Annotated in this window: 5 protein-coding genes and 1 pseudogene; all 6 read right to left on the bottom strand. The window is 66.5% G+C overall.

Features of this window, described 5'->3' with window-relative positions:
- A pseudogene (locus BLW38_RS16425) lies at positions 1-270 on the bottom strand (hypothetical protein); the annotation flags it as partial.
- 110 nt (positions 271-380) lie between these two features.
- A complete protein-coding gene (locus tag BLW38_RS08465) occupies positions 381-1,616 on the bottom strand; it encodes a signal peptidase I (protein ID WP_092816806.1) in 1,236 nt (411 codons plus the stop codon).
- Positions 1,613-3,226 carry a hypothetical protein gene (locus BLW38_RS08460; protein WP_092816805.1) on the bottom strand — a complete coding sequence of 538 codons (1,614 nt, stop codon included), beginning with the start codon at positions 3,224-3,226 and terminating at the stop codon, positions 1,613-1,615. Before BLW38_RS08460 ends, BLW38_RS08465 begins: the two co-directional genes overlap by 4 nt.
- On the bottom strand, positions 3,223-4,041 hold the full coding sequence (locus BLW38_RS08455; protein ID WP_092816804.1) for a hypothetical protein: 819 nt from the start codon (positions 4,039-4,041) through the stop codon (positions 3,223-3,225). The genes BLW38_RS08460 and BLW38_RS08455 overlap by 4 nt, the downstream gene beginning before the upstream one ends.
- A gap of 199 nt (positions 4,042-4,240) precedes the next feature.
- A complete protein-coding gene (locus tag BLW38_RS16240; protein WP_245710111.1) occupies positions 4,241-5,863 on the bottom strand; it encodes a CalY family protein in 1,623 nt (540 codons plus the stop codon).
- Positions 5,864-5,999: 136 nt separating this feature from the next.
- Positions 6,000-7,667: a SipW-dependent-type signal peptide-containing protein gene (locus BLW38_RS16500; RefSeq protein ID WP_245710109.1), complete on the bottom strand. Its 1,668-nt coding sequence runs from the start codon at positions 7,665-7,667 to the stop codon at positions 6,000-6,002.
- Positions 7,668-7,742 lie beyond the last annotated feature (75 nt).

The following is a 7,742-nucleotide window of genomic DNA, read 5'->3' as shown; positions in this document are numbered from 1 at the left end:
GTCGTCAGGTTTGTCGGCGTTTTTGTCGTCAGGTTTGTCGGCGTTTTTGTCGTCAGGTTTGTCGGCGTTTTTACCGTTCGCTTGTTCCGGAGTCTCTCCGGACTTGCTCTCCCCCTCGGTGTTCTTATCGCCGCGTTCGTCCTTCTTCTCGTCGTTCCCGTCTTTCGATTTCTCGAACCCGGCCGACACGTTTTCACCCGAGGTCGAGTTCAGTACCCGGTCCACCTCCTCCGTTGTGAACGTCTCGCCGGTCTCGATCGTTCCGCTCACCGACGCCGAATCGCCGAGCAGCGCAACTGTCGCCGCGCCGCTGCCGACGGCGGCGAGGATGACACACAGACAGACGACCCCAACAACGACCCGATCGTATCCGTTTGGCGTCATTTTCGGTCCCCCTCCATCTCCTCGCCGCGGGTCGTCACGCCCTTCGAGTCATCGTCGAAGAGCTGGGTCGGAGCGGGCGTCTCCCGATCGGCCATCTCGCCCGCAGCTGGCTCATCGGAGTCGGCGCCGCCGAGTATCGGGATCTCGATGCGACCCCATCCGCTGGTCCCGGCCGACGTCTCGGGACCGTCGATCGGCGTTCCAGCTCCGTCGACGGACGTGCCTGCGCCGGCTCCGCTGGCCGCCGGTGTGTTGGTCGTCCCCGCCATCCCCGTCGATCTCGGCGTCGAGTCCGAATTCGGATTCGGAGCCGAGTCGGCGTTCGGCGTCGGATCCGACCGTCCCGAACCATCGTGATCGCGGCTCCGGCGAAGCGAGACCATCGCGCCGCCGATCGCGATCGCCGACAGCGTGGTCGCGAACGCCACCGCAAGCGAAAGCGCCGTCTGCAGCTCCCACGCGATGTAGATGCAGTACGGCACGATCAGGGCCAACACCCACGTCGAGAGCTGGAGGTCGTTCTCGGTGAGCACGACGTCATCGGCCCGGTCCGGAGCGGTCGTCGTCCCGCCCGTCTCGGTCGTCGTCTTTGCTCCCGCCGTCGTCTTTGCTCCTGCCGTCGCTTCTTCACCGTCTTCGGCGTCGGCGGGTGCGGTCGCCGACCTGTCGGCGTCGATTGCGGTCGCTGTCCCGGCGGCGTCGGACGGGGCTGGCTCCTCGCTCGGCGCCGGCCCGGTTCGACTCGAGGCCAGCAGCGACCACAGCTCCGTTGCGATCAACAGCCCGAGGGGCACCGCCACGAGCAGGAGGAATCCGACCCGCGAGTTGACCGCCTGGATGACGTACCCGATGTACGGGATCGTGAACCGGACCTCGCCGAGAACGTTCTCCGCCGGCACCGCGCGGATGTCGGCGTCCTCGTTGGCGTCGCCTTTGGTCTCGAACTGCCGGTCAGTACCGCTTCCGCGGACGTCGATGACGCGGTGTGTTACCGGTGTTTCCGTGTTCTCACGAGTGAAGGTGATCACGTCTCCCGTTTCGACGGCGTCGGGGTCGGTTTCGTCGACGATCACGACGTCGCCCGGCTCGATCGCCGGCGACATGCTGCCGGTGAGCACCACGAAGCCGTATTCGGCGCCGACGACGCCCGGAACCGCGTAGATGAGGAACGGGGCGACGAGCGCGAGCAACACGAGCACTCCGAGCACGCGTGACACGGTACGTCGGTTCATATGTCGTTCACCCCGCAGATGGGCGTCCCGTCCTTCGTCACGGCCTCGAGAACGGTCAGCGTCCGCGTCTCGTCGCCGACCGTCGTTCCGGGCCCGAACGACTGCGAACACCTCGTGTGTATCGTCCCGCGCGTCCACTTGTCGTCGTTCGGATCGCGGACCGAGATCTCGAACTTCGACCGTCCGCGGCCGGCGATCTGGACCGTGAAGGAGTCACCCGGCGCGACGTCCTCGACCGTGACCGTCTTCTGCGGCGGGTTTCCGTTCGACTGTTGTGGCGGGTTTCCGTTCGACTGTTGTGGCGGGTTTCCGTTCGACTGTTGTGGCGGGTTTCCGTCCGACTGTTGATCGATCACGACGGTCACGCTGTTCCCCGCCGGCCCGTCGTATTGGAACGTCGCACCACCGACGCGGCGATCGTTCGAATCCGACCCACAGGAAACGCAGTCGCCGTTCTCGCCGTCACCATCCCCGTTTCCGTCTCCGTTGTCTCCGTTTCCATCTTCGTTATCCCCGTTCTGGTCGCCGTTTCCGTCGGCACACGTCGAGATCGTGATCGACTCGATCCCCGGTCGGGTCTCGTCGCCGCCGTTCTCGTCGCTCGGCGTGCAGACCTTCCCGCGCGTTCGGGTGAGCGGAGGGACGACGTCGTGGGGGGCGGTTCGCGTCTCGGGTTCCAGCTCCTGACCCGGGTCCGTGCGTCCGGTCACCGTGATCGCACAGATCGGCGGCGCGGCGCCCTCCTCGAACTCCCCGGTCCCGTCGGCGTCCCGCAGGAGTCGGACCGCGGCACAGACCGTCTCCCGGTTTCCGTCGCCGTCGACGGCGTCGGTGGTCTGCAGGACCTGCAGCTCGTGTTCGTTCCGCTCGTCGAGCGGGTATCTCTTGCCGGGAACGAGCCGGCCGCCGTCGAGGTCGATCGTTCCGAGTTCGGCACACGTCTCACACTCCACGTCGGGACACGCCGACGAGGACGTCGACGTCTCGAACGGTGGAGTTGCATCCGATTCCGGAACGTGACGACACTGCTCGGCGAGGAGCTCGAACGCGAACTCGCCGGTGGCGCTGCCCGCCCACGCGGCGTCGTTCGGGAGCCGGTAGTCGAACTCGAGACAGGGGTCGTCGGCCGCCGAGAGGCAGGGGTCCGTGGGGTCGTCCACGCGGACGCCGTCGACGAGCGTCTCACGCAGGTCCGCGAGGGTCGTCCAGCCGCTGCTCGGGTGAAGCGTTCGTCGCGGACCGCCGTCGCAGTCCGTCGCGACGTGGAGCCGGACCTCGAGAGCCTCACCCAGCGGATCGACGGCCGGTGGACACGTGGTTCGTAGCCAGACGCGGACCGGATTCCCCTCGATCGAGAGCCCGAACCGTTCGGTTCGCCTTTCGTCGGGTTCGATCCTCTCGAGGGCGAACGTCGTCTTGTGCTCCTCCGTGACACAGTCGTCGCACGTCACGTCGAGGCCGACGCTGCCGGTTCGCTGGGTCCCCGAGACGGTCTCGCGGTCCGAGAGGTACGCGGCGCTGGTCGCTCCGCCGGCGAACCCGAACGCGCCGAGTCCGCTCACGCCCGCGAGCAACCGTCGCCGGCTCACGTCGAGGCGGTCTCGGCTCATTGGCCGCCTCCGCACTGTTCGGCCCGGAACGCGAGCCCGAAGTCTGCGGCCGCGCCCTGGTAGGCGTTCGTGACCGATTCGTCGATCCGCCAGGCGAAGCCCAGACAGAAGTGCTCGCCCTCGGCGAGACAGTCCTCGAGTCCGTCCGTGATGAGGAGTCCCTCGCCGTCGGGACCATACTGCTCGCCCAGGTCTCGGAGCGTCGTCTCGATCGCCGGGTTCTCCGGCATCGACTCCGCCCCGCGACAGCCGCCGATCCCGAGGATCCCGGTGTCGTACCAGAGCGCAACCTCGATGACGTCCGCGAGCGCTCCTGAGACCGGGTTCTCCCCGGTCCCGTCCGTGAGGAACAGCCGGACGCGTGCGTCCATCTCCTCGACCGTCAGCCCGATGCTGACCGTTCCGGAGTCGCCCGGCAGGACGTTCGACGCGTCGATCAGGGGTCCCGGGACGCCGTCGGTATCGCCGAACTGCGGTCCGTCCGGGGTCCCGGAGCCGCTGCCGTTCGTATCGCTCGGCTCGATCGTGGAGTCCGACTCGTTCCCGTCCGCGTCCGTTTCCGCATCTGTTTCGGTCCCGACGTCGACGGGGTCCCCGTTATACGTGCTGTTCCAGCCGACCCGGATCGCCGGCTGGTCGTCGTCGTCCGGGTTCGACGGTCCGGCGTACGTGTACCGGGCGTATCGATCCGGAACATCGGTTGACGGACGGCTCGGTGCGACACGTCGGCCGGCGGTCAGTCCGAGAACGCCGACGCTGCTTGCCCCGGCAAGGAGGCGGCGTCGGGTCAACGTCGGTTGGGTATCGTCCGTCATCTCTGAGGTCACTTCCGGGTGAATCGTCGGCGATCGATCGCCCCTGTTCGAGTGGATCCATCACACTCTCGGACCATATGCATGGATATCCTACCACCACGGGCTTCGACGGTATACTCCTCATACCGGCCGATACGGGCAATGTTGTGTGGCCCCTCGACCGCCGCCGTCCGGACCGAAAGCCGGTCCCAGCGTCGGGTCATACGTCTCCCCCGGTTTCGTCACCGTTCTCGGTCCCGGCCGTGTTCCTGTCCTCGGTCGCGTTCCCGGTCCCGGATCCGGTCGCGTTTTCGACCCCCGGCGACTCGTTGTGGCGGCACTGTTCGGCGTAGAAGCCGAGATCGAAGCCGACCGAGTCGGTCTGCACCTCGTTGCCGACCGTACACGGCAGCCACCACTCCAGGCCAACGTAGTGGGTCGTCGACGGCTCGAAACATCGCGGATCGGGATCCGGGTCGGGATCTGGATCTGGATCCGGGTCAGGATCTGGGTCGGGATCGGGAGCCGGCGTCTCGGCGTCGTAACAGATGCTGACGTGGCTCACGCCGTAGCGTTCGTCTCCGGTCCGGAAGGGGGCGCCGAGCTCCCTGCCTGCGCTCGCGGTCAGGACCTCGCCGTCCTCACTCCGGCTGCAGACGTTCGCGTTCCGGCCGCCCTTCACGATGACCGTGTGGGCCTGGAACCCGTCGAACTCGACGTTGAACTCCAGCACCTCGTCGTCCTCGTCGTCCCACTCCGTCACCGTGATCGTCACGGTTCCGACGGCGGTCGGGTAGGTCAGCGACTCGTCGGGCCCGCTCGGGAGGTCCTCCGATTCGACTTTGATCGCGCGGAGGAGTCCGTGGTCGCTGCAACTGGGGTTGCCCTGCTCGACGTGGCAGTCGACCTCGGTCAGGGTGATCCCGTCCTCGCCGACCGGGACGACTGAGGGGGGGACCGCGCCGTCCGCGCCGCCCGCGCTGCCGTTCGGGGACAACGGGATGCCCCGACCCTGCTCGAGCAGTGCCAGCACCGACCCCAGCGGTCCGGCGACGATCTCCGTCTCGTCGTCCTGGATCAGGTTGTCGCCGTCGTCGTACCACAGTCGGACGAAGATCTGCTCCGCGAGCTGGCCCTCCTCGGGCAGTCCGTCGTACAGTTCCGTCAGGCGATCCAGTTCGGGGTCGGTGTAGCCGTTCTGGGCGTTCTCGGTGAGCTCGCCGGTCAACCAGATGTAGCCGGGGTTGTCACACAAGTGATAGCTGATCGTCACCTCGCCGAAGTCGCACGGCTTGACGTCCGACAGCGAGACGAGGGGCTTTGGAGTTCCCTCCTCCTCGTTCCACGTGTCGTCGTTGTCCGTCCGGAGGCCGGTTCCTGCGCCCTCCTCGCGGGGATCCATATCCTCCGGGGCGTCGGCGCCGAGCGCACAGACGTACTCGTCCGACTCGGGATCGTCCCAGCCCGCCGGCGGGCTCTGGACGCCGTTGTCGGTGTCGTCCGGGTACGCCTCGAGCGCCGTCGCGTCCATGAACGCGTCGACGTTCCCCTGGGAGACCGCGAAGACGGGATCGTCGCTCGGGAAGCCCCGGCGGTCGCCGGGGTCCTCGTCGGCCGTGAGGTAGCTGCCGAGCTCCCTGCCCGCGCTGCCGTCGAAGTAGTGCTCCTCCCAGTCGACCTTGAGATCGAGCGTCCCGGCGGCGATCGCGTTCCCCGCGAACGTTTCCTCGTCGTTCAGATAGGCGGTGGTCCCGAAGCCGGCGCCGGCGGATCCGACGCCGATGGTACCGAGCCCGGCGAGCACCGTTCGTCGTGAGAGTCCGGATGGGTCATCGTTGCTCATGGGTGATCCCCGGGTTGGGGAGGCCCGCGGCCGGAGTCGAACCGGCCTTGGATCCCGACCATTGCGGTCGTATCCGCGGGGTGCGTTCCGGATCGCCGAAACGAAAGTTCGGGGAGCGATGCGTCTCGAGGCGAGATTACGACGGGGGAGTCCCGGTCGGCGTGGGCGTCGGAGTCGTGGTAGCCGTCGTGTTTCCGGGGTCCTCGTTGTGGCGGCACTGCTCGGTGTAGAAGCCGAGGTCGAAGTGCGCCTCGTCGCCCTGGATGATGTTGCCGACTTCGGTGGGAACCTCCCACTCGAAGCCGATACAGAAGCCCGCTCGAGCGGGGTAACAGTCCTCGCCCAGCTGGACCATTCCCTCGTCCTCCTCGGTTTCGAGCTCGAAGGTACCCTCCATCAGCTCGCGGAGCGTTCCCTCGAAGATGGCCTCCTCGCCGTCTTCCCCCTCCTGGACATCTTCGGGGTCGTCGTAGACGTTGTCACAGTCCTCGTCGTACCAGACCGTGACCTGGATGTACTCGCCGAGATTGCCGGAGTCATCGACTTCATCGACGTCGCTGGCATTGGCGTTGTCGAGTATCGCGTCGATCTCGGGTTCGGTGAGCGTGCCGCCGTTCTCGCTGAAGTTGGCGGCGGTCATCCAGACGTAGCCCGGATTGTCACAGAGGTGCAGCGAGAAGGTGATCTCGCCGCTGTCGCCCGGCTTCACGTCGTCGAACTGGACGAGGTGTTCCTGATCGGGGTAGTTCTGGCTGCGGAAGACGTCCGGCGTTTCCAGCTCGACGCCGCTGTCGATTCCACACGAGCTGTGGATGGTGATCTCCTCGACGTTGTCGCCGGCTTCGGTGACTGTGTCGAGAGCGATCTCCTCCGAGCTTCCGAACCCGGAGCCGCCGCTCAGCACGACCAGTTCCTGGATCCCACCCGGACCGTTCGGGCTTCGTGCGGCCGCCTGATTGAACGCGGCCGAGATCCGGAGGGCGAAGTCGTCCTCGAGGTGGCCGATCGCGCCGCCGTCGGTCCGGTCGGTTCCCCAGGACCAGTCGACCTCCCATTCCTCGTACTGTTCGAATCCCTGATTCTGGTCTCCTTCGACGTCGTCCGTGACCTTCCAGTCACCGCTGCCGACCAACCAGCCGGAGCTGCTCGGCGCGCCCTCGATCGTCATCGATGCGGCGCCGCCACCATCCTCGTTCGTGTACGCGTCGTTTACCACGACCAGGCTGAGGTCGCCAGCATCGTCCTCGTGGAGGAACATCACGCTGGTGTCCTCCTTTTGAATATCGTCATTTTGAGAGGAGTACTCGATGCTGCCGCCCGCTTCGGTGTAGTCGTAAAACTGCTCGATCGCCTCTTCAGAGGTAACCGGAGTGATGCAGTAGGACTCGCCGCCGTAGGTGACGTAGTACTCGTCCTCTCCACAGTCACAGCAGGCGGGGACCTCGGCCGCGTTGAACACCGGGTCGATCTCGCCGGCACCGGAGTAGTGAACCCCGTTCAGGTCCTGGAGACCGTCGCCGTAGTCATTGTCACCCGAGGTGTCTGGGTAGGCGTTCACGGCGTGTTCCTTGACCTGGCCCGCGTTCTCGCCGGTCGGGATCGGTCCGTCGTAGGTCTGCTGCCAGTCGACCTTGAGGTCGAGCTCGCCCGCAGCGAGACTGTTCCCCTCGAAGCTCTCCTCGTCGCTGAAATAGGCCGTCGTGCCGAGGCCGGCACCCGCGGAGGCGACGCCGATCGCCCCCATGCTCGCGAGTACCCGTCGGCGTGATAGCCCGATCGTGTTTTTCTTTCTCATTCGTCTCATCCCCCTTGCGGGGAAACCCACCGGCGGAGTCGAACCGCCGTATCACGGGGGGAAGCCCCGTGGTCCGTTGTGGGC

It is taken from the genome of Halopenitus malekzadehii (assembly GCF_900108505.1).
GTDB lineage: Archaea > Halobacteriota > Halobacteria > Halobacteriales > Haloferacaceae > Halopenitus > Halopenitus malekzadehii.
This window is presented reverse-complemented; position numbering and strand designations above follow the sequence as displayed.

Excerpts from the sequence above, each read along its gene's own strand:
- BLW38_RS08455 (WP_092816804.1), bottom strand. The coding sequence starts at position 4,041 with ATGACGGACGATACCCAACCGACGTTGACCCGACGCCGCCTCCTTGCC.
- BLW38_RS08465 (WP_092816806.1), bottom strand. The coding sequence starts at position 1,616 with ATGAACCGACGTACCGTGTCACGCGTGCTCGGAGTGCTCGTGTTGCTC.
- BLW38_RS08460 (WP_092816805.1), bottom strand. The coding sequence starts at position 3,226 with ATGAGCCGAGACCGCCTCGACGTGAGCCGGCGACGGTTGCTCGCGGGC.
- BLW38_RS16500 (WP_245710109.1), bottom strand. The coding sequence starts at position 7,667 with ATGAGACGAATGAGAAAGAAAAACACGATCGGGCTATCACGCCGACGG.
- BLW38_RS16240 (WP_245710111.1), bottom strand. The coding sequence starts at position 5,863 with ATGAGCAACGATGACCCATCCGGACTCTCACGACGAACGGTGCTCGCC.